Source organism: Saprospiraceae bacterium (assembly GCA_016717265.1).
In the GTDB taxonomy this organism is placed as follows: Bacteria; Bacteroidota; Bacteroidia; order Chitinophagales; family Saprospiraceae; genus Vicinibacter.
Genome location: JADKFX010000001.1, coordinates 3,801,679 through 3,828,292, shown reverse-complemented (window position 1 = coordinate 3,828,292; position 26,614 = coordinate 3,801,679). Strand labels below are relative to the sequence as shown.

23 protein-coding genes are annotated in these 26,614 nt (G+C 33.9%); 12 read left to right on the top strand and 11 right to left on the bottom strand.

Annotated elements, in window-relative coordinates:
- Positions 1-2: 2 nt before the first annotated feature.
- The 7 genes from IPO86_14995 (at position 3) to IPO86_14965 (ending at position 6,498) form a co-directional block, all read left to right on the top strand.
- A complete protein-coding gene (locus IPO86_14995; GenBank protein MBK9729414.1) occupies positions 3-368 on the top strand; it encodes a hypothetical protein in 366 nt (121 codons plus the stop codon).
- Positions 369-372: 4 nt separating this feature from the next.
- A complete protein-coding gene (locus IPO86_14990; protein MBK9729413.1) occupies positions 373-789 on the top strand; it encodes a hypothetical protein in 417 nt (138 codons plus the stop codon).
- Between the two features lie 65 nt (positions 790-854).
- Positions 855-1,406, top strand: a complete 552-nt coding sequence (locus IPO86_14985) for a YceI family protein (GenBank protein MBK9729412.1) — start codon at positions 855-857, stop codon at positions 1,404-1,406.
- 19 nt (positions 1,407-1,425) lie between these two features.
- Positions 1,426-2,307 carry a hypothetical protein gene (locus IPO86_14980; GenBank protein MBK9729411.1) on the top strand — a complete coding sequence of 294 codons (882 nt, stop codon included), beginning with the start codon at positions 1,426-1,428 and terminating at the stop codon, positions 2,305-2,307.
- A 674-nt stretch (positions 2,308-2,981) separates the two neighbouring features.
- A complete protein-coding gene (locus tag IPO86_14975; protein ID MBK9729410.1) occupies positions 2,982-3,944 on the top strand; it encodes a transporter in 963 nt (320 codons plus the stop codon).
- Positions 3,941-5,482 carry a phosphatase PAP2 family protein gene (locus IPO86_14970; protein ID MBK9729409.1) on the top strand — a complete coding sequence of 514 codons (1,542 nt, stop codon included), beginning with the start codon at positions 3,941-3,943 and terminating at the stop codon, positions 5,480-5,482. The genes IPO86_14975 and IPO86_14970 overlap by 4 nt, the downstream gene beginning before the upstream one ends.
- Positions 5,483-6,033: 551 nt before the next feature.
- Positions 6,034-6,498 (top strand): GNAT family N-acetyltransferase, encoded by a 465-nt coding sequence (locus tag IPO86_14965; GenBank protein ID MBK9729408.1) that lies wholly within the window; start codon positions 6,034-6,036, stop codon positions 6,496-6,498.
- On the opposite strand, the gene IPO86_14960 is transcribed toward IPO86_14965, so the two are convergent.
- Positions 6,467-7,858 carry a phosphoglucomutase/phosphomannomutase family protein gene (locus IPO86_14960; GenBank protein ID MBK9729407.1) on the bottom strand — a complete coding sequence of 464 codons (1,392 nt, stop codon included), beginning with the start codon at positions 7,856-7,858 and terminating at the stop codon, positions 6,467-6,469. The genes IPO86_14965 and IPO86_14960 overlap by 32 nt on opposite strands.
- Before the next feature lie 99 nt (positions 7,859-7,957).
- On the opposite strand from IPO86_14960, the gene IPO86_14955 reads away from it, so the two are divergent.
- The 3 genes from IPO86_14955 to IPO86_14945 all read left to right on the top strand — a co-directional run bounded on the left by IPO86_14955 (position 7,958) and on the right by IPO86_14945 (position 10,551).
- Complete coding sequence (locus tag IPO86_14955; protein ID MBK9729406.1) at positions 7,958-8,602, top strand: protein-L-isoaspartate(D-aspartate) O-methyltransferase; 645 nt, start codon at positions 7,958-7,960, stop codon at positions 8,600-8,602.
- Positions 8,603-8,967: 365 nt separating this feature from the next.
- Positions 8,968-10,173 (top strand): DEAD/DEAH box helicase, encoded by a 1,206-nt coding sequence (locus IPO86_14950; GenBank protein MBK9729405.1) that lies wholly within the window; start codon positions 8,968-8,970, stop codon positions 10,171-10,173.
- A 183-nt stretch (positions 10,174-10,356) separates the two neighbouring features.
- On the top strand, positions 10,357-10,551 hold the full coding sequence (locus IPO86_14945; GenBank protein MBK9729404.1) for a cold shock domain-containing protein: 195 nt from the start codon (positions 10,357-10,359) through the stop codon (positions 10,549-10,551).
- 383 nt (positions 10,552-10,934) lie between these two features.
- Here IPO86_14945 and IPO86_14940 read toward each other — a convergent pair whose 3' ends face one another.
- A complete protein-coding gene (locus IPO86_14940) occupies positions 10,935-11,636 on the bottom strand; it encodes a hypothetical protein (protein MBK9729403.1) in 702 nt (233 codons plus the stop codon).
- A gap of 89 nt (positions 11,637-11,725) precedes the next feature.
- The gene (locus IPO86_14935) at positions 11,726-12,718 is read right to left on the bottom strand and encodes a glucose-1-phosphate thymidylyltransferase (GenBank protein ID MBK9729402.1); all 993 of its coding nucleotides are present in this window, start codon (positions 12,716-12,718) and stop codon (positions 11,726-11,728) included.
- Positions 12,719-12,832: 114 nt separating this feature from the next.
- Here IPO86_14935 and IPO86_14930 point away from each other — a divergent pair, with 114 nt between their 5' ends.
- The gene (locus tag IPO86_14930; protein ID MBK9729401.1) at positions 12,833-14,275 is read left to right on the top strand and encodes a hypothetical protein; all 1,443 of its coding nucleotides are present in this window, start codon (positions 12,833-12,835) and stop codon (positions 14,273-14,275) included.
- A gap of 248 nt (positions 14,276-14,523) precedes the next feature.
- Positions 14,524-16,638 (top strand): RNA-binding transcriptional accessory protein, encoded by a 2,115-nt coding sequence (locus IPO86_14925; protein MBK9729400.1) that lies wholly within the window; start codon positions 14,524-14,526, stop codon positions 16,636-16,638.
- A gap of 538 nt (positions 16,639-17,176) precedes the next feature.
- On the opposite strand, the gene atpG is transcribed toward IPO86_14925, so the two are convergent.
- From atpG to IPO86_14885, 8 genes are all read right to left on the bottom strand, one after another.
- The gene (gene atpG, locus IPO86_14920) at positions 17,177-18,073 is read right to left on the bottom strand and encodes an ATP synthase F1 subunit gamma (protein MBK9729399.1); all 897 of its coding nucleotides are present in this window, start codon (positions 18,071-18,073) and stop codon (positions 17,177-17,179) included.
- 29 nt (positions 18,074-18,102) lie between these two features.
- The gene (locus tag IPO86_14915; protein ID MBK9729398.1) at positions 18,103-19,692 is read right to left on the bottom strand and encodes a F0F1 ATP synthase subunit alpha; all 1,590 of its coding nucleotides are present in this window, start codon (positions 19,690-19,692) and stop codon (positions 18,103-18,105) included.
- A 55-nt stretch (positions 19,693-19,747) separates the two neighbouring features.
- Positions 19,748-20,317, bottom strand: coding sequence for an ATP synthase F1 subunit delta (atpH, locus tag IPO86_14910; protein ID MBK9729397.1), 570 nt, complete (start codon positions 20,315-20,317; stop codon positions 19,748-19,750).
- Between the two features lie 32 nt (positions 20,318-20,349).
- Positions 20,350-20,877 carry a F0F1 ATP synthase subunit B gene (gene atpF / locus IPO86_14905; GenBank protein MBK9729396.1) on the bottom strand — a complete coding sequence of 176 codons (528 nt, stop codon included), beginning with the start codon at positions 20,875-20,877 and terminating at the stop codon, positions 20,350-20,352.
- A 71-nt stretch (positions 20,878-20,948) separates the two neighbouring features.
- Entirely contained in the window at positions 20,949-21,155 is a 207-nt protein-coding gene (gene atpE / locus IPO86_14900) for an ATP synthase F0 subunit C (protein ID MBK9729395.1), read from the bottom strand.
- A 228-nt stretch (positions 21,156-21,383) separates the two neighbouring features.
- On the bottom strand, positions 21,384-22,721 hold the full coding sequence (atpB, locus tag IPO86_14895) for a F0F1 ATP synthase subunit A (protein ID MBK9729394.1): 1,338 nt from the start codon (positions 22,719-22,721) through the stop codon (positions 21,384-21,386).
- A 321-nt stretch (positions 22,722-23,042) separates the two neighbouring features.
- The gene (locus tag IPO86_14890) at positions 23,043-24,599 is read right to left on the bottom strand and encodes a hypothetical protein (protein ID MBK9729393.1); all 1,557 of its coding nucleotides are present in this window, start codon (positions 24,597-24,599) and stop codon (positions 23,043-23,045) included.
- An 8-nt stretch (positions 24,600-24,607) separates the two neighbouring features.
- Positions 24,608-26,578, bottom strand: a complete 1,971-nt coding sequence (locus tag IPO86_14885) for a caspase family protein (protein MBK9729392.1) — start codon at positions 26,576-26,578, stop codon at positions 24,608-24,610.
- Positions 26,579-26,614 lie beyond the last annotated feature (36 nt).

Sequence of the window (26,614 nt, the reverse complement as noted above, 5' to 3'; positions counted from 1 at the left end):
AGATGAGATATCAATTTTTATTCCTATTTGTTTTCATCTTAAGTTTGAATTCATGTTTTTATGACTCAGAAGAAACACTATATCCTAATCCTCCGGCCTGTGATACAATGGAAGTAAGTTATAATTTGGATGTCAGCCCAATTTTGCAATCAAGATGTTACAATTGTCATGGAAATAATAATACAGTTTCAATTTATGAATTTGAAGGATATACTGATTTTTTAAACTTTATTGCCTTAAATCGGTTTTTAGGTTCAATTAATCATGAATCTGGTTTTACTGCAATGCCATTAGGTGGAGAAAAAATCCCGAATTGTGAAATTAAAATCCTTGAAGCCTGGATAAACCAAGGCACATTAAATAATTGATTTTATGAAGAAAAAGATTTTTATAGTTTTATTCCTGGTTGCCTTAGGTGCAGCTTATTACGGTTATAGACAATATAATAAGCCATTTGCAAACTTGAAGGAAGCAAAAGCTGATTTTGTCCTTGAACCATCAACCTGGATGGCTGAGTTTGAACAAGATGAAGTCGCGGCACTAAATAAATATTTAAATAAAGTGATTGAACTGGAAGGCGCAATAACAGAAGTTCAAATGATTGAGAACAGATTGATATGGTCTATAGCAACAGGCAATGAATTAAGTACCATTCAATGCGAAATGGATGGGCGGTTTATTGAAAAAATTAAGGATAAATATAAAATGGGAGATAATGTAAAGGTCCAGGGAGTTTGTTCAGGAAAATTAATGGATATCATATTAAATCAAGTGGTGTGTTTGAATTAATTTGGATGTACTATAGGCAATTTTAATAGATGATTTTAGAAAAATTTAAAAATAAAAATAATATTATGAAAAGGATTTATGTGGTTTTATTCAGTGTGTTTGTTATCGCTTCGGGAAATAGTCAGAAGTATTTTTCAAAAAATGCTATTGTGCGTTTTCATTCAGAGTCTAAAGTTGAAAAAATAGAAGCTTTGAATACAACTGCTTCAACCGTTTTTGATAAAAGTACCGGAAAGGTAGAATTTGCCGCACTCAACAATGCATTCGTTTTTGAGAAAGCATTAATGCAAGAACATTTTAATGAAAATTATATGGAGTCAACTAAGTATCCAAAAACTATTTTTAAAGGAAAAGTACTGGATGCTGACAAATTGGATTTGACAAAACCAGGGGTATCAAAAGTTACTGTTGAAGGAGATATGACCATGCATGGTGTAACAAAGCCGGTAACAGCGATGGGTCAAATTACGGTAGATGCTAAAGGGGTTCATGTGGAATCAAAATTCAAAGTAAAATGCAGTGATTTTAATATTGAAATACCATCTGTTGTAAAAAATAGTATTTCAAATGATATAGATGTTTCTGTGAAGATAGATTATAATTTATTAAATAAATAGCATGTTCCGAATTCTGTCCATATGTTTTGCTATTCTATTGCAAATTGGAATTTTTACATTTCCAATATTTGGACAGGAAGACTTATTAGAACTACTGGGTGAAGAAACCCCAAGTTTCCTGACAGCAGCAACCTTTAAATCCACTCGAATTATCAACAGTCAGAGTATTGAAAATTCAGCAAAAGGAGTTTTGGATATTAAAATTCAGCATCGGTTTTCAAGTCTTGACAGAGGCGTGTCTGAGTTTTTTGGATTGGATGGTGCGACCATTCGAATTGGGGCTGATTATGGGCTTACAAATCGTTTAATGACAGGTATTGGAAGATCTTCTCTAGACAAAGCAGTGGATGGTTTTTTGAAGTACAAGGTATTGCGTCAGCGCAGTGGAAAAAATGCAATGCCCTTGTCGGTTTCCCTATTTGGTGCTATCGAGATTAAAACAACCAAATTTGCTGATGAAACGCGGCCGAATTACTTTTCCAGCAGATTGTATTATTCATTTCAAATCTTATTGGCTAGAAAATTTTCCGATGGATTATCTATTCAGTTGATGCCTACCTTATTGCACAGAAATTTAGTGGGTACAAATATTGAAAAGAATGATGTTTATAGTTTAGGAATTGGATTGCGACAAAAAATTTCTAAAAGAACATCCATAAATATAGAATACTTTTATAATCCAAAAAATCAATTAGCAAAGGAATTCGTTGATCCATTATCTATTGGTTTTGATATTGAAACAGGGGGCCATGTATTCCAGTTGCATTTTACAAATGCTACGGCGATGATCTATAAAGGCTTTCTTGGCGAAACTAAAGACACCTGGGAAAAAGGTCAAATTCATTTTGGATTTAACATTAGCAGAGTTTTTACATTAGTGAAACCAAAAATGCTTGAGTAAATTATTTTCAGGTAGCCCAAGAACTGTATGCTAACAATTTAGATTCGTTTGATAAATTTTTGTATTTGTAAGACAGTAGACTTAAATGCATCTTTTATAGATGCATTTTTTTTTCTTTTCATAATGAATAATCCAATCCGGATCACTTAGAATTTAACCATTTTTGGAATTCTAAATAGATAATCTTTAGGGTTACGTATCTTGTAACTATTGGATTTTATTCCAAAAATCTTGAATGGATACTTGAGATAATTTGGATTGTTTAATTTCCTAACTGCGTTTTATGAATGGAGGATATGATTAAATACCTTGAATTTATCTCCTTTTCTAATGCGAATCAAGTCCAAAATTTGCAATGCAATTTTCGTGGTTAAGATCTCAATTTCTGTTTGATATATATAAAAATGTAACTATATTATTTTTTAATATTGCTTATTTTATTTCCACAACGACGAACAACACTGACCAATTTTGATCTTTGAAATCAGGGCTTTTATAAATTTAAAACAGGATTTCATCAAGAAAATGAGTCCATTCGTAAAATAATTTTAAGATCGCTAGACCCTCATTATAGTTTTGAGCCCTGTTTTAACTTTAATTTAGAAAATCTTTCAATACTCGAAAGAGGAATTGATGGTTTGTACGAATCCTAATTTATTTTTAAATATATTTATATGAACTATTTACGAAACTATTATTTTAAGATCTCGCATATTTATTTACTTTTTGGAATATTCATTACTGCAATTCCAATACTAAAAGCACAAACACCATCCGATGCTATTATGATGGAAGGTAAGCGTATTTGTATCGCTGCAACCTTTGGTCAGGATAAATTTGATGAATACTGGGAAGGAACCCTTCTGCGAAAAAATGGAAATTTTGGCACCTTAACTCGCAATAGTTATGGACTTATGGTAGCTGCAGGAATTACAAATCGAATTAATTTAATTGCAAGCTTGCCATATATTACAACGGAACCTTCCGGAGGTCAAATGAAAGGGGCTTCAGGAATTCAAGATCTTGGATTATGGGCAAAAGTGGAAGCCATAAAAAAGCAGCTTGGACCGGGTGCATTTACGACCCATGTTGTCTTAGGATTTACGACTCCTATGTCCAATTATTTACCCGATTATGCACCTTTTAATTTGGGTTTAGGTTGTGCAGAAGGTCAAGGTCGTCTTGCGCTCCAATATTTGTTTGATTTAGGTATTTATGCCAGGCTAACAACTGCGTATTTATTGCGTGGAACTTCAACTATTGAAAGAAACTATTATTACACATCTGAAGGGTATTATTCCAATGAAGTGGATGTTCCAAATGCTACGCATTTAACCGGGACTTTAGGTTGTTGGTTTTTTGATAAAAGTCTTAAAGTTGAAGGTTCTTATGAACAATTTAATACATTAAAAGGACACGATATTCGAAGACAAGACGCAGGATTTATTTCCAATAAAATGGAAGCGAGTTCCATTCAATTTGGAGCACAATATTATACCAAAGCAATTAACGGACTAGGCGTTCTTGTAAACTATTCTCAAACTCTTGAAGGCAGAAATGTAGGTAAGAATTCAGGCTTTTTAGTCGGCATTACATATCAATTTAGTATTTCAAAATCTAATAACTCACAACAATGAAAACAATACATTCACTAAGCTATCTATTTATAATTTGTTTGGTATTTATCACTGCATGTGATGAAGATATTCCAACGTATGTTTCATATAATCCCTATGCATGGGCAAATTCAGACGATAAAGCGGGAGATTGGAAGCCTATTTTATTGACAAGTAATGAACAAATTCCAATTGCTACACCAAATGATGTTACATCTGATCTATATAAAGCAGAATTAGCAAGCTTAAAATCAGCAACTGCTGCTGTAAGTGCAGCTCAAAAAGAAAGTGTAGAATACTGGACCAATAATCCAGTTATTCGGTGGAATGAAATCGCAAGAGAATTGGCTGCAAAATATAATTTAGCACCAGCTCCAAATGCAGATAATTCATATCCTGCACCAAATGCAGCCACACCAGACAAGTATCCATTTTTTCCATTTGCACATCCACCTTATTCATGTAGAGCGTTTGCATATCTTGCGGTAGCACAATTTGATGCTTTGATTTCAACCTGGCATTATAAATATAAATTTAATCGTGCGGAACCAGTCACTACGGATGCAAGTATAGCACAGTTATTTCCTAAATCAAATCTGCCATCTTATCCTTCTGACGGTGCAGCAATAGCTTCGGTTTCTCAAGCAATGTTAACCGCTTTATTTCCTTTAGAAAAAGATTATTTATCTAAAAAAGGAGATGAATGCAGAAACAGTTTTCTTTGGGCAGGAGCAAATGTTCAAAGTGATATTGATGCAGGTAAATTATTAGGAGAGGAAATTGCTAAAGTTGCACTTGCCAGAGCAAAAACAGATGGAATGGGAGCAGCACAAACACCAAGACCCATTTCCGATTCTTTAAAACAACTCGCATTTAATACTTTTGGATGGTCCTGGACAAATCAGGAAACACCACCACGGCCAGTAGGAATTACACCCTATTTTGGAAAAGTAAAAACATGGGCTGTACCTGATGTAAAGACAATTCGGCCTCCAGTGCCACCAAAACCTGGTTCCCCGGAATTCATTACAGCAGCCAATGAGTTGAAGGATATCTCAGAAAACATTTCAGAAGATCAAAGAAAAATTGCAAACTGGTGGGCAGATGGATTAGGAACGTATACACCTCCGGGCCATTGGAATCGATTTGCATGTGATCAAATTATAAAAAATAAAGTGAATCCAGTGCGCAGTGCAAGGACCTTAGCATATTTAAATATGGCTATTATGGATGCAGGCGTTGCATGTTGGGATGCAAAATATTTTTATCATTATCCAAGACCAATTGAAGGAATTCCTGGTTTGAAAACAATATTAGGGACTCCTAATTTTCCAAGTTATACATCAGGCCACTCCAGCTTTTCATCTGCTGCTGCGGAAATACTTAACCATTTATACCCTTCAGATGCAGCATTATTTAATTCCTACGCAAAGGAAGCATCTGAATCCAGAATTATTGCTGGCATCCATTATCGATTTGACTGCGAAGCAGGATTGGTGCAAGGTAAAGCGGTTGCAAATTTTGTATTGAATATTGCAAAAGTGGATGGTGCAGAATAACTTCAAAGCACATGGTGAACAAAAATTTTCTTAATAGTTTGTAGTTTGTATTTTAAGGGATTAGTGTTATTAGAGTGAAAATAAGCCCTTGATGTCTCCCATGAAAATGGGGGACATTTTTTTATAGTTTAATGTTTTTACAGATTACGGTATTTTGTATTTCATTTGATGATTATTTTTTATAATCCAATGCTAATATTTGCTCGTTTTATCTATTGGCAACGGTTCATTTGGATGGATTTTACTATACATTATGCATTCTAAATTTGGAATCATAATATGTAGAATTTAGATCTTATGAATAGCGTTCGTTTGTTGGAAAACTTACATTGAATCTTTAAATAAACTTTATAATTGAAGATTTTAATTTACATTTAATCTGTAAATATTTTTTTTATGAATAAAATCAATTCAATTTTTAAAACAGTTTATTTACAAACAATCCCAGATTTTGGAAAACTTGAAGGTTTCCAAACAGATTTACTTAGGGGTCAAACTTAAAAGGAATACGGAATATTCGTGAAGCTGAATTATATTTGCTTAATCGACCAATGAATTATTTAATTAAGCATTTTAAAGATCTTGATACGCTGGAGTTGTATTCCTTATTACAATTGCGTATCGAAGTCTTTGTTTTAGAACAAAACTGCCCATATCAGGATTTGGATGGAAAGGATTTAGAGTGCTTTCATGTAATGGCATATGATAATAATATTTTGATTGGTTGTACGCGGCTGGTTCCACCTGGTGTTTCCTATGATGGTTATGCTTCCATAGGTAGAGTCGTTTCGCACCCTGATTATCGTCTAATGGGTGTCGGCCGAATGATTATGGCTGAAAGTATTCGTCAAAGTGAATTGCTTTTTCCTGGATATAATATTAAAATTTCTGCTCAATGCTATTTGATTCCTTTTTACGAATCTTTTTATTTTGAAATCATAGGGGCAGAATACTTAGAAGATAATATCCCACATCAAGCAATGATTAGACATGTAATACAGTTCGGGCAGAATTAAGGATTTCTAAAACTTCATCAGCGGTATTCCCTTGGGCATATATTCTTAGAACCGGTTCAGTTCCGGAAGTTCGAATCAAAAGCCAGGCATCATTTTCAAAGTAATATTTATATCCATCTAAGGATTCAGATAGTTGAGTTTTATAAGTTCCCCAGGTTTGAATTTCAGATTGTAATTTAATTTTTACAAGCTCAATTTGATGTTCTGTTAAATGTAAATCCAGGCGATCATAAGAAAAGGATCCTACAAGATTGTAAATTTCTTCTATTAGCTGGTTTATCGACTTGCCAGTTTCTCCCATAAACTGAAGAATCGTTAAAGCAATCCAGATCCCATCGCGTTCTGGAATATGCCCTTTGATTGCTAGCCCACCCGACTCTTCACCGGCTACCAGCACATCTTCAGTAATCATGTATTCGGCGATATATTTAAATCCTATTTTTGTTACAATGCATTCTAATCCATAATAGTCTGCCAGGTTTTTTAATTTATTAGTAACTGAAAAACTGACCACTACTTTACCCGTATATTTTTTATAACCAGCCAGGTAATGCAATAGTAACAAAAGGATATGATGGGAGTCAATTAAATTACCATGATCGTCAAACATAGCTAGGCGATCAGCATCTCCATCTGTGGCAATACCAATGTATTTGCCTGGATTCGTTTTAATAAACTGACTGATTTCAATAAGATTTTTTGCAATCGGTTCTGGTGGTGTATTATTAAAACCTGGATTGTATTCACAATGAAAAAATTTTATTTCCGGAAACAATTTTGTCATTGCGTTCTGACCTGCTCCGTACATTGCATCATAAGCAATTAAAGAACTGGAATTTATTTTTTCAAGTTCAAAATTATTTTTGATATGTTGAATATATTCTGCTTCAAGATCTACAAAACGGATTTTAGCAAGATTAATAAGTTCTTGATAACTTGTTTCTTGAAGCGGTGCAATCGCTGGAATCAATGCTTCTAATGCTGCAATTTCTTTTGGTATTGTCGGACCTCCGTAGGCCGATTTTAATTTATACCCATTATAAGAAGGTGGATTGTGACTGGCCGTAATAACAATTCCTAAATCAGCTTTATGATTTACAACACCATAGGAAACCATTGGCGTACTCACAAACTGATTCCCTATTAAACATTCAATTCCATCTTGTGCAAGTAAAGAAGCAATTTCCTCTTGGAACATGGCACCTCCAAAACGGCAATCATAACCAATGACCACTTTTTTTAATTTTTTTGATTGTAGCCAACGAGAAGTTCCAGCAGCAACTCTGCGTACATTTTCTACGGTGTAGTCTTTGGCAAGTATGGCGCGCCAGCCGTCAGTTCCAAATTTAATTGTATACATCATGAATATATTTGGGAATGCAAAGATTGGGAATTTCTTTTGCGTTTTATTAAAAAAACATATTAAATAAATATTATATATATTTGTGGGAGAATCAAAATGGTAGATAGTTATAGACATAAAGGACTCCGGGCACAATTAGTTGCAGAATTGGTTAAAAGCGGAATTAAAGATGAATTTGTGTTGCGAGCGATCCAAGCCGTCCCCAGACATTTATTTTTGGATAAAGCCTTTGAGGAATGGGCTTATAAGGATACTGCTTTTCCAATTGATTGCGAACAAACGATCTCTCAACCCTATACGGTTGCTTTTCAAACTTCCTTATTGCATTTAAAAGCTAGAGAGAAAGTTTTGGAAATTGGCTTAGGCTCCGGATATCAAGCCTGTGTATTATCAGAAATGGGAGCTAAAGTATATTCCATTGAAAGACACAAACATTTACACAATCAAACTGCGGAGCGTCTAAAGAGCATTGGGTATACGAGTATAAGGACGTTTTATGGGGATGGATTTAAAGGCTTGCCAAGATTTGCCCCTTTCGATAAAATCCTGATTACTGCGGCAGCACCTGAAGTGCCCGCTGAATTAATTAAACAATTAAAAGTAGGGGGTATTTTGGTTATACCACTGAATGTGGGTAGCCTTCAAAAAATGATTCGGATTACTAAACTGGAGGATGAAACGTTGAAAAAAGAGCAATTTGGTGATTTTAGATTTGTGCCAATGCTTAAGGGAACAGAATAATATTCTTCGAATATTTGAAACGCCTTCAGGAGCTTAATAATTACATGCTTATGCTATGCATCTCCTTCGTAAAATTGAACATTCTCCGCTAATTAATTGTTAATGCTATCATTAGGCCTATTAGAGTTTCCATTCGTAATAAAAATATTGTAATAAATCCCTGATAATGACTATCTTTGCTTTTGAATAGGCTAAAATAGATCTGTATAGTAAGAATATCTAAATGAGTAAACTTCTCTTTCTAGGATACTTCCTTCCTAAATCTCACTAATTTAAGCTGAATATAAATATCAAGGAATAAGGCGGATTAATTTGATCAGATAGTTTAAAACCGTTTTAATCCAAATTAACCTATAAATTAATTAATGGAAACCATTAGTAGACCACGTAAGACCAGTCAAAGACATTTTTCTACAAGACCCTCTGAAAGCACTCGATTTGCAAAAAAAAGAAAACCGCTTCCGAAAGAACTTGATTCAAGTAATTTTATAAAGAAAGCCATTCCTTTAGAAGAAAGTAAATACGAAGCTACCCGGACAATTAAAGATCTGCCAGTAGATGCAGCGATCATCACAAATCTTTTGAAAAAAGGATATGAATTTCCTACAGAGATTCAAGACCGTTCGATTGAAGCAATTCAGGCGGGAAGAGATTTTTTAGGACTTGCCAAAACCGGAACCGGTAAAACAGCAGCCTTTTTAATTCCAATAGTTCATGCCTTATTAGATCAAAAACCTGCTTTTCAGGTATTGATTATTTCTCCAACTCGTGAATTGGCAATGCAAATTGAGCAAGAATACAGGAGTTTAACAACCGGTTTAAAATTATTTAGCACCTGCCTTATTGGAGGCACCAGTGTCGATAAAGATATTCAACGATTAAAACGACCAACCCATTTAATTATTGGGACTCCAGGACGGATTACAGATATGGTTAGACAGCGGTCTTTAGATCTATCTTGTTTTTCAGTTTTGGTTTTGGATGAATTTGATAGATTATTGGATATGGGATTTTCAAATGATATTCAAAAATTGGTTGGCGGCATGAAAAATCGCAAACAAACGATTTTATTCTCAGCAACTGAAGAAAAAGGCCAAAGACAATTAATAGATCGCTTGTTAAGAAATCCAGTGGAGGTAAAATTAAATATTGGAAATGCCAGTGGAGATCATATTGAACAAGAGATTATCCAAATTAAACAGGGAGAAACTAAAATGGAAGTCTTATTAAAAATGGTAAGGGATACCTCCTTTGAAAAAGTTTTAGTATTTGCAGAAACAAAACAATGGGTGAAAAAAGTTTGCCACAACCTTCGTCATGCAGGAATTAAAGCAGATGAAATTCATGGTAATAAATCCCAAAATTACCGGATTAAAGCGCTTGAATCCTTCAAAAATCAAAAAATTCAGGTCCTGGTTGCTACCGATGTAGCCGCAAGAGGCTTGGATATTGTGGATGTATCGCATGTAATCAATTTTCAACAGCCTAAAAATCTCGATAGCTATATCCACCGGATTGGCAGAACAGGTCGTGCTGGAAAAAGTGGAAAAGCATATACTTTTGTGAACTAAAATTGAATGATAACAAGATTTGAACTATTTTACGAATAATTTGGTTTCAAATATGGAATCATCATAAATGATTTAATAAATGGTGGAAAATCACTGGAAATGGAATAAAGATTCCAATTTTAACGCGAATAGCTTCCACCGGTTTGTTTTTAATAATGTGTAATTTTTTAAATTTAGTATAATATGAGTGAAGGAACTGTAAAGTTTTTTAATTCCTCCAAAGGATTCGGTTTCATTAAACCAAATGATTCAAATGAAGACATTTTTGTCCACCAAAGTGGATTAATTCACCAAATCAAAGAAAATGATAAGGTAAGTTTCAAAATTGAGAGAGGAAAAAAAGGTTTGAATGCAGTTGATGTAGAAGTTATAAGCTAGTCTTATTTCGTTTACACAAACAGAATTGTATTCATAGATAATAGTTTTTAAGAAGACTGTTTCTAAAAAGTATTCTTGCGCTTAGGCGCAAGAATACTTTTCTTTTTTAAAGATTTAATGTAATAAATTGTTCTTAAGACGCTTCCTTTTTTCTCATCCTGTTTTCTTTATCTTATTAACAGAAATGGATTTTAATCATTGAAAATAGAAGGAGATTGGATTGCCAAATAGTTTAGTCAAACTATTGGCAGAACGTTTAATTTCCGGATGAATTTATGAATCCTATAAACGCTATCCATTTGTAACTTTAAATTCAGTTAATCTGAGGTTCAGATGGGAGTCTATACGCTCCATTAATATTGCCGTGAAAAGCGAAAACAGTACTAATATTTTTTATGCAAATTCCACCATTTGCTATTAATATCGCGGAAAGCAACTAATCCTTGATTAGGTTTGAAATAAAATACTGCTGTATCCCGATATTTAAACACAAATACATCTTTATAAACAGAATCGTGTATTGTAACTTCCGGAACCAAACTATAGCGTTGAATTCTGGATCTCAAGGTGTCGCTGAGAATATTTAAATTGCCACGATCATTGGTTACAAATTCAAGTGTTGCTACGCCGCTACTAATGCTGGGATTTGTGCGATGTACTGTTAATTTTAATTCATCATACAATACCGGATTTTGAAGTGTAGAAGATTTTGAACGAAAATCTTCATTAATACTTACATTTCCTATGATCCTAAATTTTCTACTTGTATCCAAATCAAAATAATCTACAGTTAAATGCTCAGAATTGAAATATCTGTCTGCGCGTTCTTCGTCTATTAAGCATATATTTTCAATTACCGTTCGACTTGTGTCGTGAATTAAACCATTAAAACTATATAATACGGCAGTATCTAATGCAGCACTATCAACAAATTCGACAAATCGAATATTGCCATAAGGAAGAAATTCTTTTGAGGCTGAATTCAAAGCCAAACTTCCTAAAATAACATCTGGCGGACAGCTTTCTTTTTTACTGCAATTTGATAGAATGGCAATAAATAATGCTGCATAAATTATTGATTTCATAGGTAGTATCAAATCGATTAAAATATTTGTGAACTATAAATTCACAAGGATAATGAATTAAATAAAATCGGGTAAATTTAATACAATACTTAAATCATATCAATTTCTGTATTATCCCCAATATTAAAACTTTGAAATCGGCCTTTTATAACCGCATCATTGCCAATAATTGAGTGTTGTAATACAACGTCCTCCAGGCTGGTAAAATTGCCAATAATAGCATCTTTTAAGATTGAATTTGAAATCTGACTATGATCACCGATGGAAACATTAGGACCAATGATAGAATGCTTTATCTGGCAATTATTTCCAATACTCACTGGTGGAATAAAAATGCTTTGATCATAAGCTTGTGGTATTGGGTTTTGATTTCTTCGGGCTAACATCGTTGCATTGGTAGAAAGGAGGATTTCTTTTTTCCCGCAGTCATACCAGTTTTTTACTTCCATAACCTCAAATCGGCTTTGGTTTTCAAGCATACACATCAAACCATCTGTAAGGTGAAAAGCACCTCTGGTTTTTCTTCCATTTCGGATATTTGTTTCCAGGCAATTTAATAGTTTGCCCCATTCTTTAATAAGATAAAGCCCGACAATCGCAAGATTTGATACCGGAATCTGTGGCTTTTCTACTAATCTTGTTATTAATCCTTGCTCATTGAGTTCAACGACTCCAAATTCTCTAGGATCGGTAACTTTCCTGACTGCTAATGTATTATAACTGGAATGTTGAAACACAGAAATGTCAATGTCCAAGATCGTATCTCCCAATTGAATTAATACCTCTTGTTCATTTTGCAGGATATCTTTACACATGTAAATGGCTTGTCCAAGACCAAGTCGTTCACCTTGAATGATGTATTGTTTTCGAATATTTGGATATGAATCTTCTAAAAATTCTTTTATTTTTTCACCCAAATAGCCTAAAATAAATACATATTCTTCTATTCCAGCTGCAATTAATTGATCTAAAATATAACCAATAATAGGCTTTCCTGCAACCGGTATTAAAGGTTTAGGCTGTGTATAGGTGAGTGGCCGCAGTTTAGTACCTGCACCGGCAACTGGAATAATGGCTTTCATAGGAACTCTAAATATTGCAAAAACTAAGCCGTTTTGAAAAATAGTCGCAAATATCCTGTCGACATATTATACTTTTATGTATGGTTAAAGGTAGTACAATTAAAATCAAACCACATGAAAGCAATCGTTCTTGTTTTATTAAATACTATTTGTTCCTTGATTTCAATAAACTTGGTGGGGCAAGAGATAATTTGGACCGAAGATAAAAAGATTATTACTGGTGGATCTGGCAGTAATATACGGCCAAGAATTTTAGCTCTGGATCAAGATCATGGGATTTTGGTATGGGGTAATGAACATTCTCAAAGTATCCATTACTCCTTTTGGGAGAAGGATAGTTTGTCTTCTATACTCAATATCAATATGAAGCAAACTAAAGCTTTTGTTACGAATTGGGCAAGTACAGAAATTGCAGGTCGTGATCAATATGTTTATATAGTTTATAAAGAAGATCCTGCTGAAACTGGCAAAATTTATTTGCTAAAATCTATTGACTTTGGTAAAACATTTTCGTTACCAATACCGGTTGTACATCCAATCGGTTTTTTTAGTCGGTTTCCAGGTATTGCAATCGATAAAGATTATCAACCCATTGTGAGTTATATGCGGTTTAAAACAGATTGGTCAAGTCCAGAATATGTAAGTATTCGTTCGTCCGATTTTGGAAATAGTTTTGATCCTTATACAGAAGTAACCGATAAAAGCAAAGGGGAGGCTTGTGATTGTTGTCCGGTGAGCATGGAAACGGATGGAAATCGCATAGCGGTATTTTACCGGAATAATCGAAATAATATTCGAAACATGACAGCAGCAATTTCGCAAAATAATGGTTTAAGTTTTGACATTACACAAGAATTAGATACCGCTGATTGGTTTTTGCAGTCCTGTCCTTCTACTGGGGGAGATGGTTTTTTTAATGGTCAAAATTTGCACACTTGCTGGTCTAGTGGCAGAACTGGAGTTTCTAAAGTGTTTTATTCCCGTTTAAATATTGACACAAAAAAAATTGATGCATTTCAAATAATGAATCATACCCAAGGTCGAAACTTTCAACAAAATTATCCTCGAATAAGTGGTAATCAAGATACTGTTGGTATTTGTTGGAATGAATTATTTACGAGTATGGATATTTATTTTACCTACTTTACAGGTCAAAATTCTGGTGATTTAATAAAAAATACGATTCGAATCAATAAAGATATAAATGGAAGTCAGTCTTCACCTGATGTGGGTTTTAATCAAGGTAATTTTTATTTGTGCTGGCAGGATCTCAATGATAATACCATTCATTTTAAGAAAGGGAGCTTTAAAAAAACAACTGCTCAAGATGAAATTTCAACAGATCCATCTTTAAAAATTTTAAATACAAACAAAGGGATTCTCGTTCAATCAAATTTTGAAACTAAAAATTGGAGCTTGATTAACCTTCAGGGCATAGAGATTGCAGCAGGAAAAAAATTCCCAACGAGTTTTATTCCAATAGAAAACGCAGGAATCTATATATTATCATATGAGCGAAATCAACAGTTGTTTTCTTCGAAATTTATTTTTGATTGAATTTTGTTTGATGGAAGTACATTTTTTTGAATCCTGGTTTTCGTTGAAAAGATGGACTGCTATGAGTTCACTTCTGCATTCCAAATTTTAATTTATATAGCGCAAGAAACATGTATGTAAAATTTACGATTCCAAATACGATTCACATTAATTTTAGCTTATTTTTCCAATGAATCAGCCAGTCCTATTTTCAAAATTTCAGCTAATTTTGAACCCGTATCAAGTTGAAATTAAGAATCTCTCACGCTATGTATTCAAATAAAATTTCTAAAATTCTTCAGATTCCTGAACAGCATGTTAAAAACGTTCTTAATTTGTTTGAAACGGGTGCTACCATTCCATTTATTGCTCGTTACCGCAAAGAAGCAACGGGTTCTTTAGATGAATTGAAATTAGCACAAATTCAAGATTTAAATCAGAAAGCGGGAGAACTTGAAAAGCGCAGAGCATTGATTTTTGAAAGTATTCAAGAACAAGGTAAATTAACACCAGAACTAATCGATAAAATTCAAAGAGCACAAACTTTAGCGGAATTGGAGGATTTGTATCTCCCCTTTAAGCAAAAACGGAAAACCCGAGCAGATCTTGCAAAAGAAAAAGGATTGGAGCCATTAGCAAAAATAATAATGGAACAAAAAGAGAAAAATCTAAATTCTATTGCAGCCACTTTTATAAATGATCAAATTCAAAATGAAGCAGAAGGTTTACTCGGAGCGAGTGATATCATAGCCGAATGGATTAATGAAGATTTGACAATTCGAAATTTGGTCAGGAATCATTTTAACAAATCTGCAATCATTTTTTCTAAAGTAGTGAAAGGAAAAGAAGAAGCTGGTAAAATGTATCGGGATTATTTTCAATTTCAGGAGCTCTTATCAAAATGTCCATCCCATCGATTACTTGCTATTAGAAGAGGAGAGGAGGAAGGTTTTTTACGAGTTAAAATGGAGCCAGAAAATAGTTCTTGTTTAACAGATATTGAAAAGCATCTTATTACATCTTATGGGGACTGTGCGAAGCAGTTAAAACGATCTATTGGAGACAGCTATCTACGGTTACTGCAACCCTCTATTGAAACTGAATTTCGCCAAAGTAGCAAGGATAAAGCAGATGTGGCAGCTATTTCTGTTTTCGTTGAAAACTTAAAGCAATTATTATTGGCAGCACCACTTGGCGAAAAATTTGTAATGGGTATAGATCCTGGATTTCGAAGTGGATGCAAAGTAGTATGTTTAGACAACAGAGGTAATTTAGTATCCTATCAAACAATATTTCCACATCCACCACAAGCTGAAATTCAGAAAAGCAAAGAACTATTAGAACATTTAATTCAGGTGCACCATATCGAAGCAATTGCAATTGGGAATGGAACTGCAGGACGTGAAACGATGGATTTTTTGCAAACAATAAAAAGAGAAGCTAAACTTGAATTGTTCATGGTGAATGAAGCAGGAGCATCTATTTATTCTGCAAGTGAAGTTGCACGGGAGGAATATCCGGAATTAGATTTGACTATACGAGGCGCTATTAGTATTGGAAGGCGCTTAATGGATCCGTTGGCAGAATTAGTAAAAATTGATCCAAAAAGTATTGGTGTCGGACAATATCAACATGATGTTAATCAAAAAGAATTGAAACTAAGTTTAGATCGTTGTGTATCAAATTGTGTAAATCTTGTTGGAATTAATTTAAATACGGCAAGTAAACATGTGCTACAATATATTTCAGGATTAGGTCCGATAGTAGCACAGAATATCATTCAATACAGAGATCAGATACATTCATTTTCGAATCGGGATCAATTAAAAAAGGTACCCCGATTAGGTAATAAAGCATTTGAGCAATGTGCTGGTTTTTTGCGTATTCGGGATTCAGAGAATCCATTGGATAATACTTCAGTACATCCGGAATCCTACAGTCTTGTAACACAAATGGCAAAGGATTTAAACTGTGATATAAATCAATTAATCCTGGATTCTGAATTGCGGAAGAAAATTGTAATTCAAAATTATGTTACTGATGTGATTGGCATTCCTACCTTGAATGATATTTTAAAAGAATTGGAAAAACCAGGCCTCGATCCACGTGGAGAAGCAAAGCAATTTGATTTTTCTGACATTCGGAGTATAAATGATTTGTCAGAGGGAATGATGTTACCTGGCATTATCACAAACATTACACAGTTTGGAGCTTTTGTTGATTTAGGGATTAAAGACAGTGGATTTATACATATTTCACAATTGGCAGATCGTTTTGTAAAAGATCCTTTAGAGGTGGTTCGATTGAATCAACAAGTAATGGTAAAAGTACTGTCTGTTGAAATTGAAAGAAAAAGAATTGCCTGTACATTAAAAGGAATATAGAACAAACAATCATTTAGAGATTACTAAAGAATGTAAAAAAATAAAATCAAGGAATGCGATAAATATTATTTTATATCCATATTTATTATTGAAAACAGGATGGAACAATTGTAGAATTATGTTTTTGGATTCGGCCTTGGATTAATTTTAAATCCCTGTATAGGCTTCATCGTTTATTGTAGGAGGTATAAAAAACCAGCAATTTAAGAATTAAAAAGAATGCAGTAATTTATACATTAACAGTATGAATCCAGAAGGAATAAATGGATGGTTTACTATTTTCGTCAATGGCAAGACTATTTCATTTGTCAAATCACTTATGATTTATAACATTGAGGAGCATTAGTTTGGCGAAAACAAAATTTCAATCCAAATGAACTTCATTTGGTCTAGGATGGAAAAGGGAATGGACAAAATGTATTATTAAGAGTGTATATATGGTATGCTCCATTAGTAGAGCTGAATGGATCTTTAATTATGAAGAATGGGGATTTGACGGTTGTTTGTTAGTGTACGTCTGTCAATTTTTTTAAAAAAATTAACCCTCTAAAGCTGCTGCACCTCCTACGATTTCAGATAATTCTTTTGTAATAGATTCTTGACGCGCCTTGTTATAATTAATTCTGAGTTCTCCTAACATATCCTCCGCATTTTCAGTGGCCTTATCCATGGCGGTCATACGAGCACCATGTTCTGAAGCTTGGGTGTCAAGAAGACATTTAAAAAGTTGGGTTTGAAGTATAGAAGGAATCAATTCTTCTAAGAGTTGTTGTTGATTGGGTTCAAAAATATAATCGGCTTTCATTCCAGTTTTAACATTGGATTCTACCTCTAATTTTCCTACTGGAAGATATTGTTCTCTTTCCGGAAATTGGGTACCAGCATTTTTGAAACGACCGTAGTATAATTCCAATTGATCAAATGTACTATTTTGAAAATCGATCATTAATCGATCTGCTAATTCCGCAATTTTTTCAAAATTATGATTACTGTATAATGTAAGATATTGGTCAATGAAAGTCGCTTTTGGAAAACGACGTCTGAAATAATCAAATCCTTTTTTGCCGATACACAAAAAACTTAAATTGCCAGCTTCATATTGTTCAGCATAATGTTCTTTTGTATAAAAGAATGCAAGCTTTAAAATATTTGCATTAAATGCACCGCACAAACCCCGATCTGATGTAATAATGATCATTAAAGGTTTTTGTTTCAAAGTTTCTTTTCCTAAAGAAATGCCACTTCCAGAATCACCACCAGACAGGATGTTGCTTAAGGTTATATTTAATCTGTTAGCATAAGGCCTCAATTGCTGAATAGCCTGTTGTGCTTTTCTTAATTTTGCAGCAGAAACCATTTTCATAGCCTTGGTAATCTGTTGGGTAGAGACTACGGATTTAATTCGATTCCGGACTTCTTTTAAATTTGCTGCCATAAAAATTCAGATTAATTAAATTGCTAAGATTAAGATACTTTATACTGTGAGCTCATATCTGAAGCAATGGATCTCAAAACATTGGTATCTTCATCATTTAGAGCACCTTTCCGGAAGTTTTCCAAAATTGCCGGATGTTTTTGTTCAAGGGTTGTTAAAATGACATTTTCAAAATCTTTTACTTTTTCTACAGGTACATCTCTCAATAAATTAAAAGTACCCAAATAAATCATGGCCACTTGTTTTTCTACAGAAACCGGGCTATACTGTGCTTGTTTCAATATTTCTACATTTCGTTTTCCTTTATCTAAAACGGCTTTGGTGGCAGCATCTAAATCGGAACCAAATTTCGAAAAAGCTTCTAGCTCACGATATTGTGCCTGGTCCAATTTAAGGGTTCCAGATACTTTTTTCATGGATTTAATTTGCGCATTACCACCTACCCGGGATACTGATATACCCACGTTGATTGCAGGGCGAATGCCAGCATTAAATAAATTGGATTCCAGAAATATTTGTCCGTCCGTAATAGAAATAACGTTTGTAGGAATATAAGCAGAAACGTCTCCTGCTTGTGTTTCAATAATTGGAAGTGCTGTTAATGAACCTCCGCCTTTTACGATTCCTGCTTTTTTCAAAGAATCTGGAAGATCATTCATATTTCTTGCAATCTCATCATTGTTAATCACTTTTGCTGCACGTTCTAATAATCTTGAATGCAAATAAAATACGTCTCCTGGATAGGCTTCTCGACCTGGTGGACGACGAAGTAATAAAGAAACCTCCCGGTAAGCAACTGCTTGTTTTGATAAATCATCATAGATTACTAATGCTGGTCGACCAGTATCTCTAAAAAACTCACCAATAGCGGCTCCTGCAAAAGGAGCAAAAAACTGCAATGGTGCAGGGTCTGCAGCAGATGCTGATACAATCACAGTATAAGGCATTGCACCATACTCTTCTAAAGTTCTAGCAACTTTAGCTACCGTAGATGATTTTTGTCCAGAAGCAACATATATGCAAAATACAGGTTCGCCGCGGTCATAAAATTCTTTTTGATTGATAATAGTATCTAGTGCTATCGCAGTTTTCCCAGTTTGACGGTCACCAATAATTAATTCCCGTTGACCTCTACCGATAGGAATCATAGAATCAATAGCTTTAATTCCTGTTTGTAAAGGTTCGTTCACAGGTTGACGAAAAATTACGCCTGGTGCTTTCCGTTCAATTGGCATTTCATAACGAGTTCCTGCAATCGGTCCTTTTCCATCTATGGGTTGACCTAGTGGATTTACCACACGTCCAACCATACCTTCACCAACATCAATAGAAGCAATTTTTCCTGTGCGTCTAACTTTAGAACCTTCTTTTATTCCGTCCCAAGGTCCCATCAATACGACACCGACATTATCTAACTCTAAGTTTAATACAATAGCCTGAACACCTGTTTCAAATTCTACAAGTTCTCCAGCCTGTGCATTGGCCAAGCCATAAACACGAGCAATTCCATCTCCTACCTGGAGTACGGTTCCTACTTCTTCTAAAGATGCAGCCGTATTAGAGCCTGAAATTTGTTGCTTTAATATTGCTGAAATTTCTTCCGGTCTGATTGATACCATGATATTAATTATTAGTTGTTAGATGATTGTTGTTGGATACTTTTTATTGATGATTTTATCTTTTTTCTACTAAACTGATATAACTTTTATCGTATAAACTTTCTTTCATTTCTGCCAATTGTCGTTTTATACTTGCATCACAATTCTGATCACCCATTTCCATAATAAAACCGCCAATTAATTTTGGATCTAATTTCTGACTTAATTGCATTGTTTCTCCTGCTTTTAACCAAAATGAAAAGCGGGATTTAATATGCTCCAATTCTTCTATGCTAAGTTCAGTAGCTGTAATAATTCGGGCCGTTTTAATTTTTTTAATGACTTTAAATTGTTCAATGAATGCATGACAAATTTGTGCAATCACAGATTCCCGACCTTTCTCCATTAATAAATGAAAAAATCGCATGCTGAGAGCTTGAATTTTTCCTTCAAAAAGTTGCTTAAAAATGGCAATTTTTTTATCTGAATAAATTACAGGACTTTTAAGCATGGAATTAAATTCAGGATGTTTACAAACTTCAGCAACCGTATTAATATCTTCAAATACCTCTGAAAGAATGTTTTGTTCCTGTGCCAATTGGATTAAAGATTTGGCATATCGTTCGGCTATTTGTATTTGTGACATTTATTAAATTAGGAATTACAAATTAAAAATTCTCAATTGCTGATTTCATCAACCAATTTATTGACATATTCAATATTTGGTTGTTTATCTTTTAGCTCTTTTCTAATTACCCGTTCAGCGATTTGTAAAGCCATTACGCCGATTTCATTTTTTACATCAACCATAGCTGCTTTCTTAGCAGTTTCAATATCTTGTTTCGCTTGTTGCATGATGCGATGTGTTTCCTCTTTTGCTTTATCCCGAGCTTCCGCAATTACAATCGTGGCAGATTCTTTTGCGTCTTTGATGATATTCATTTTTTCCTCCCGAGCTTCGGCAAGTATTTTTTCATTTTCAACTTTCAAATTGGACATTTCAGATCGTGCTTGTTTTGCAGCATCCAATGAATTTTGAATTTCATCTTGACGATCTTTTAAAGCTTTTACGATTGGTTTAAAAGCCATTTTACCAATCAAAAACCAAAATAATAGAAAAAATACGCTAGACCAAAATAAGAGTCCGAAATCTGGTTTCAAAGGAGAAAAATCAACCAGGCTTATGCTATAAAAAAAATTTATCATTTTAATAGTATCGTTTTTAATTTAAAAAAGAGAAGGTACATAGCCAACCGCTGAATACCTTCCCGATTAGTTTAGGCTACAAGGTATGCAAACAAGATAGCGATCAAAGCAGCACCTTCTACAAGTGCAGCAGTCAAAATCATGTTGGCGCGAATGTCACCAAGAGCTTCTGGTTGACGTGCGATTGCTTCCAGAGCTTTACCTCCGATAGTACCTACACCAATTCCAGCTCCGATAGCAGCCAAACCCATACCTATAGCAGCAATTGAACCTCCCATAAAAAATTTGTTTTATAATGAATAATATGGTTTCAAAAAAAATATTGTTTTTTCACACAGTAGTTCAACGGTCTCTGAAACTACCTTCAATCTGCACTTCAATTCGAATAAAAAATTAAAACAAGATTGACCCTTTTTGATTTTATGAAACAAAAAGGAAGAAAAATTTAAATAAATCTAATTTTTTGATTGCAATCTTTATTGCTATCTTATAAATTTTTATTTTGCTTAATGTTCAGCGTGATGATGTTCTTCTGTGGCAGCTCCAATATAAGAAGCTGTCAAGAGTGTAAATACAAATGCTTGTATCATGGCCACTAATAATTCAATAGACATCATAAACACGGTTAATAAACCTGAGCCTATGGAAGCACCAAGTCCGGCGGCCGTACTTGCCCCAGAATTTCCAAATATGAAAATCAAGCTAATAAATATTAATATAGCCATATGACCTGCTGTAATATTTGCAAACAAACGCAGCATTAAGGTCAAAGGCTTAATAAGTACACCTAAAACTTCAACCGGCGTAAGTATGATTTTTACCCAGGCAGGAATTCCAGGCATCCAGAAAATATGTTCCCAATAATGTTTATTTCCATTAAAATTTACAACGATAAAAGCGATCAATGCCAGGACCATAGTAAATGAAAGATTACCAGTAACATTCGATCCTCCTAAAAATGGAATTTGTCCAAAAAGATTTAATCCTAATACAAAAAAGAAAATCGAAAGTAACATTGGGAGAAAACGCTCCCATTTAGGTCCTAAAAATGGTTTTGCCACCTCTTCTTGTATAAAAATTACCAAAGGTTCCATTAATAATTGAGCACCTTTAGGAGCAGTGCCTGGAGCTTTTTTATAATTTTTTGCCATGGATAAAAATACCCAGCTTAATAATAAAAATACAAAGAGCATACTAAATACGTTTTTCGTAATCGAAAAATCATAAAAAGAAGTCAATCCACCTCCAAAAAGACCGCCATCGGCAGTACTGGATTTATCTAATGCGTATTCTATTCCATTTATAATTGCAAAATCCTGTTCTTTTTCCTTCCCGCCTACAGTCACTTTTTTGGAAATTATAGTTTGAATTTCTAATGCTCCAGAAGGTAAGCTAGGATCCGCAATTCGATTTACCCGACCTTGATTTAAAACATATCGATCTATTACTTTATGACCACTTCCATGATGCGCATTATCTATATGAAATTTACCTGAAGAAAAACAAGACCAACCATTGTCTGGCGAATACAAGATGCAGGGTAACGGAAAGTTCCAGGGTCCAATACTGTAAACATTGAGGTCTGATATATGGTGGAAAGCGGTTGATTTCGGATCAAATTTGTGATCTTCTGTAGAAGCATGAGCTGCCGCTTGAGGAGCAGTCTCTTGCGTACTAGCTGGAGTTACATTGTTGTGGGAATGGCCAGCATGATCATCATGGTTATGACCCTCATGTGAATGATCCTGGACAATAGAATTATTTGCACCAGAAGTACTTTCCTGACTAAAAATTCTACCTGAGCCAACAAATACCACAATAAACAAAATAATAATCTGCTTCATACGCCTAATTGCCGATTCGATTTTAAAAATCGCTGCAAAGGTAAGCCCTGTGACGCAGATTTTCACTGGGAATAGGTCAAAAAAAAGTGAATAATTGCTTAATGATCGAATTCGACAAAGATGCCATTAGAGTCGGGTAATAAATGGATTATTATTTCTTAAATGCTTAATATTCAATAATTTATAACTAAATTTATTTTCTAATTTCTAAATGAACTCCATTCTTTATTTAGAATCCATTCTAAATTTTAAAATATTCAACTTAAAACAGCGCTAAAAACTAGCTTTTAATTAAATTCTAAACATTTTAATGATTAGTGATTATTTAGCTGCAATGTTATAGGTAAGACCTACAAAATAACCAAAACTATACTTTTTGTCTGTAGGAATATCGCCTTCGCCAATGATGATTTCATCTCCTACATTAAAGCCTGATGCCAATACTTTTACTTTTGAAAACATAATACCGGTAGATAGCATAAATGATTGTTTTTTGCCAATATAACAACCTGGACCGGCAAAGATTGCAAAATTTTCTACACTTTCGTTTTTTGAAAAAGGAATTCCAATTCCTAATGAAAGGCTCGGTGTAATAACAGTTCGCAAGTCATAACTTAAACTAAATAACGCGGAGATCATAGGTACATATGGATCAGCATCATTTGAATAAATTTTACTAAATCCATTCACATTTCTTACAAAATAATTTTGTGGTGTTTTTGTAAATTTCGATCCGGTAATCCCTACACTCACACCAAAAGCAGCACCGCCATATGTTTTTACTTTCACTTCAATATGCTTAACACGTTGTGCTTGAGCGTTGTCGAGTTGAAGACTATCAATTTTATAAAGATCAAGTTCATAAATTAAAAACTTTTGTTCAACCCCTGTATGATGGGAATACGAAAATGTATTTTCTCTAATCTCATGATACTTTAAATAGTATTGTTGAATTTTAGAAGTATAGTCTTTGTTTTCAATTTGTGAGTCAGCAGCAGTTTGATTTTCAAGGGTATTCGAAAAATCTGCAACGCTTGTTGATATTTGTGATTCGGCCGCTTCTAATTTTTTAATTAGGGGATATAATGCATCAATCCCATGATCTGTTTCTTGTAATCGTACCCGTTGTTTTTGTAGACTTTTTAAATTGCCTTGATACGTAAGTATTTTAGACTTTAGAGATTTTTCAAGCAATGGAATTTCCATTAATTTGGAATTCAAAATTGAAACATCATCTAATATAATTTCTGCATTGGCAGGTTTTAAAAATACTTCACAACAATGATTGATCAGTAATTCTTTTATTAACCCAGGTGAAATACTCGGATTCTTGCTAAGAGAATTTGTAAATTCAAGACTGTTGTTTAAGGATGCCAATGATTTTTTTCGACTATTTATTTCACTCGATACAAGATTAATTTCTTCTCTTGCCGATTCTAATTCTTTTAATTTTTCTTCAAATTCAACTAATTCATCATTTGAACCTCTGCTGGCATTCAATGCATCTTCTTCAGGCATGGCGCCTAATAAATTTCCAAAAATTGGAGAATTCAAAAGCGGCAATCCTATGCCAGGTAAAATTCCACTAACGAGTCCAGATAATAATCCTTTAACCACACTGTTATTTGGAGCTGCTCCACCAAAAGGCGCAGTACTGTGTGTCGCTTTAATTTCAGCCCGATAAATGTAATTATTAAATTCTACCAGATGAAAATAAACCTGATGACCTTTTTTTACAATAGGTTCATCTATTGGCTTGTTGTTTTTCATATACCACAAGCTATCTTTAAATACATTATAATAAATGTTTAAGTCTTGATTTTGACTTTGCAAAAGTTGACTAAAAAATACAAAGAAAAGTAAATAAATAGTTTTCATAATTTGGATTAATTTGCAATTATAAACGATTGTGTATAGGTATTAATTTCCATATTTCCCAGAGACGTTGGTTTTCCTCCTCGGGTCCTGTAAAATTCAACATTTCCAGTTTCATCAAAGAGTTTTTCAAATGGGTTTTGATTTTTATTTCCGCGAGTTCCATAGGCAGATCTTAAATCAAGTGGCTTGCTGGAAGCAACCAATTTGAAAAGTTCATTTCCTTTTGGTGGCCAAACAACAAATACCAGCGGTAGTAATTTTTTTTGATTCGGCAATATTCTCATTTCTTCTGCTGTTTGATTTGGATCTGGTAATAATATAGTATACATATTATCAGGTTGAATATCAATTAAATTGAAATACGCTGGCTTTATTCCTTCATTAATCACTTGAATCTTGAATTGATCTTCTACACGCATCCTTTTTTGTCCGTCTGCATCTGCTTTTAATGCGACTAATTCTGTAGTATCTGAAGTATTTGATGATTTGTCAATTGGAATAATTTCGAATCTCAATTGAAGATCCTCGCTAACCAATTCTAGCTTCCTTAAAAACAGCCCTTGAAGATATTGTGTAATTTTCTTGGTTAATTTGTTTATTGAACCAGCATTCATGGTTTCTATTAAAAAACTGTCCAAAATATAATTGTCAATAGTATTTAAAACGATTTGTGACTGACCTGAGGGTAATTTTTTTTCTGCAATAAATAATTTTGCATTTTTGGCATCATCAACAATAAAAGGATAAGAAAATAATTTGTTTTTTACATTTTCTGCTAAAGTTGGTTCCGTAATTTGAATGTCAATTGCAATTTTTAAACTGCCCATACTTTTTTCTAATATGTATACCCAGGAATCATGAAGTACTTGAGGTGCAACGGAAGAATCTAAAGTCACAACAGATGATGAAGTCATACTTTTTGCTATTTTACCAAGTACAATTGCTTTGGTGTTTTCTATATCTCTTGTTTCTCTTGGAAAAAATCCAACGACTGAACCTTCATTTACAGATTGTAAAAATCCTGCATTAATAACGATTTGTTCATCGGTACTTGCAGAAATTACTTTATAATAATTTGCAGATCCAAGTGCTTTTCCATTCAGAATTTCAGTATCCAAATCGCCCTCTGCCTGAGGTTGTTGTAGAGGGGCTATAGAACTCATTTCAATTTTAATTTTATCAAAAAGGCCTCTATAAGATTCATCTTTTTTTGATTCTACTAAATATTTAGAAAGTGCATAGCTCAAGGATCCAAATTGTTGTCCTTGATCCGTTGTCATTTCATAATTTACTTGATTTTGAGCAGAGCCAAAAAATGCGATCATAGGAGCAAGTCCAGCATTTACACCAATTGAATTCTGGTTTGAATTGATTTCATTATTTTCTTTGCTTTGTTTTTGCTGGATTGTTTTATTTATGTATTCCGAACTTGCCATTGGTTCTGAACTTCCTCTGGAAATGGCAGCACCTCTTGTGCCAGTTCCCGAATGACAAGCATCCAGAGCAACAATAAGCTGACCAGAACTAGTCAATTGTTTACGGACGCTTTGAAATAAAGCATGAAGTTCATCATCGGTAATTAAATTTTCACCTTCATAAATACCTGGTTTATATTTTTTAGGAGAATCGAACGGAACGATACATTCGTCATAGCCATCTACTTCATCCCCATTTAAATCCGGTTTTTGTTGCCCATGCCCTGAAAAATGAAAATAAATGATATCGCCTTTTTTTACTTCCTTGATCAGTTTTGTTTTGATTGTTGCAATAATATTTTGTTTCGTAGCTTGATCATCAGAAATTGTACAAATATTTTCACTAAGAAATCCTTGCGTTTTCAAAGCATCCTGGATCAGGCTCATGTCATTTTTCGAATTTAAAGATGCCCAGCCGCCATCTCCCGGATATGCGCCAACACCTATTAATAAAGCTTTCTTGTTTGAGGTTTTTGTTTGAGCCTGACCCTTGTAGGAATTCATAAGGAGTAATATTGCCAAGAGGTAAAGCTGTGGCAT

Bases quoted from the DNA above. Each gene is read 5' to 3' on its own strand.
- IPO86_14995 (MBK9729414.1), top strand. From the start codon at position 3: ATGAGATATCAATTTTTATTCCTATTTGTTTTCATCTTAAGTTTGAAT.
- IPO86_14990 (MBK9729413.1), top strand. From the start codon at position 373: ATGAAGAAAAAGATTTTTATAGTTTTATTCCTGGTTGCCTTAGGTGCA.
- IPO86_14985 (MBK9729412.1), top strand. From the start codon at position 855: ATGAAAAGGATTTATGTGGTTTTATTCAGTGTGTTTGTTATCGCTTCG.
- IPO86_14975 (MBK9729410.1), top strand. From the start codon at position 2,982: ATGAACTATTTACGAAACTATTATTTTAAGATCTCGCATATTTATTTA.
- IPO86_14970 (MBK9729409.1), top strand. From the start codon at position 3,941: ATGAAAACAATACATTCACTAAGCTATCTATTTATAATTTGTTTGGTA.
- IPO86_14965 (MBK9729408.1), top strand. From the start codon at position 6,034: ATGAATTATTTAATTAAGCATTTTAAAGATCTTGATACGCTGGAGTTG.
- IPO86_14960 (MBK9729407.1), bottom strand. From the start codon at position 7,858: ATGTATACAATTAAATTTGGAACTGACGGCTGGCGCGCCATACTTGCC.
- IPO86_14955 (MBK9729406.1), top strand. From the start codon at position 7,958: ATGGTAGATAGTTATAGACATAAAGGACTCCGGGCACAATTAGTTGCA.
- IPO86_14950 (MBK9729405.1), top strand. From the start codon at position 8,968: ATGGAAACCATTAGTAGACCACGTAAGACCAGTCAAAGACATTTTTCT.
- IPO86_14945 (MBK9729404.1), top strand. From the start codon at position 10,357: ATGAGTGAAGGAACTGTAAAGTTTTTTAATTCCTCCAAAGGATTCGGT.
- IPO86_14940 (MBK9729403.1), bottom strand. From the start codon at position 11,636: ATGAAATCAATAATTTATGCAGCATTATTTATTGCCATTCTATCAAAT.
- IPO86_14935 (MBK9729402.1), bottom strand. From the start codon at position 12,718: ATGAAAGCCATTATTCCAGTTGCCGGTGCAGGTACTAAACTGCGGCCA.
- IPO86_14930 (MBK9729401.1), top strand. From the start codon at position 12,833: ATGAAAGCAATCGTTCTTGTTTTATTAAATACTATTTGTTCCTTGATT.
- IPO86_14925 (MBK9729400.1), top strand. From the start codon at position 14,524: ATGTATTCAAATAAAATTTCTAAAATTCTTCAGATTCCTGAACAGCAT.
- atpG (MBK9729399.1), bottom strand. From the start codon at position 18,073: ATGGCAGCAAATTTAAAAGAAGTCCGGAATCGAATTAAATCCGTAGTC.
- IPO86_14915 (MBK9729398.1), bottom strand. From the start codon at position 19,692: ATGGTATCAATCAGACCGGAAGAAATTTCAGCAATATTAAAGCAACAA.
- atpH (MBK9729397.1), bottom strand. From the start codon at position 20,317: ATGTCACAAATACAAATAGCCGAACGATATGCCAAATCTTTAATCCAA.
- atpF (MBK9729396.1), bottom strand. From the start codon at position 20,877: ATGATAAATTTTTTTTATAGCATAAGCCTGGTTGATTTTTCTCCTTTG.
- atpE (MBK9729395.1), bottom strand. From the start codon at position 21,155: ATGGGAGGTTCAATTGCTGCTATAGGTATGGGTTTGGCTGCTATCGGA.
- atpB (MBK9729394.1), bottom strand. From the start codon at position 22,721: ATGAAGCAGATTATTATTTTGTTTATTGTGGTATTTGTTGGCTCAGGT.
- IPO86_14890 (MBK9729393.1), bottom strand. From the start codon at position 24,599: ATGAAAACTATTTATTTACTTTTCTTTGTATTTTTTAGTCAACTTTTG.
- IPO86_14885 (MBK9729392.1), bottom strand. From the start codon at position 26,578: ATGAATTCCTACAAGGGTCAGGCTCAAACAAAAACCTCAAACAAGAAA.